We start from the raw sequence: 960 nt of genomic DNA on the forward strand, positions 1-960 counted from the left end.
CGCCACCGCGCGCCAATAATGGTGTGGCGTGCGGTGGCTCAACTCTTCGGCTGAGACCGCGTTAATCAATAGACAAGCAAAATAGTGTGATGACCGGTCTGAAGTGCTAATCGGTCATTGATGGCCGCCGATGCGCGATTTCGGCCAGGGACGGCCGCTTTCGCCGACAGCGGACCTTCGCAGGACTAGGCTCTATGTCCGACAAGCGGGACAAACCGGATGTTCGCCGCCGAGGGGCACCAAGTTCCCATCGAACGACCGCTCCGAGGACGAAGCGGACTCTGCCTTGTTCGCCGATGCTGGTCGCGCGGACAGCCAAAAGTCAAATGAGCAAACAATAGGCGGCAATCTCGACAAGTCCGTGGGAGGCCGCTTGCATTTTGGCGCTTGCCTGATCAGTAAATTCAAATAATCATATGTATATGCAAGAGGAAGACATTTATCAGGCAAGAGCGCTGATCGGAAGTCGGTTGCGTAAGTACCGAACTGAAGCAGGACTCACTCAGATCAAACTCAGCGAGGCGCTTGGCCACCGCAATCCGCAAAGGTTGAACCAGATTGAACTTGGACGTTCGCGGCTCTATGCTGATGAATTGGCATCAATCTGCCGTGTGCTAAGATGCTCGGTCACGGACATCGTTTTCGGCACCACGCCTCCGGAAGAAACCGATATCCGGCAGCTATTGGACCGCCTCGAGCCGTCTACACGAAAAATTTTAACAAGGACGTTACGCTCCATCATAATGGAAATTGATGCACCATGTGCGAACCTGCAGCGGAAACTGCACCAGTTGTCCCAAGAGCAGTTAGCCCAAATTGATGCAATCGTATCGACAATGATTCAGCAACCGTGAAAGTGGTCAAAATACAGTGTCTGCGTCGGGCCGATTGTGTTGAAGAAGTCGGGTTGAGAGCCGCGAACAGATCGCGATAGCGCGTAACTGGGCCTGTCGCTCAGGC

Annotated in this window: 1 protein-coding gene; it reads left to right on the forward strand. The window is 54.0% G+C overall.

The features are described from left to right. Window positions 1-422: 422 nt before the first annotated feature. Entirely contained in the window at window positions 423-854 is a 432-nt protein-coding gene (locus tag RXV90_RS25765; protein WP_316653289.1) for a helix-turn-helix domain-containing protein, read from the forward strand. Window positions 855-960 lie beyond the last annotated feature (106 nt).

Origin of the sequence: Ovoidimarina sediminis (assembly GCF_032586175.1) — a bacterium.
GTDB classification, from domain to species: domain Bacteria; phylum Pseudomonadota; class Alphaproteobacteria; order Rhodobacterales; family Rhodobacteraceae; genus Ovoidimarina; species Ovoidimarina sediminis.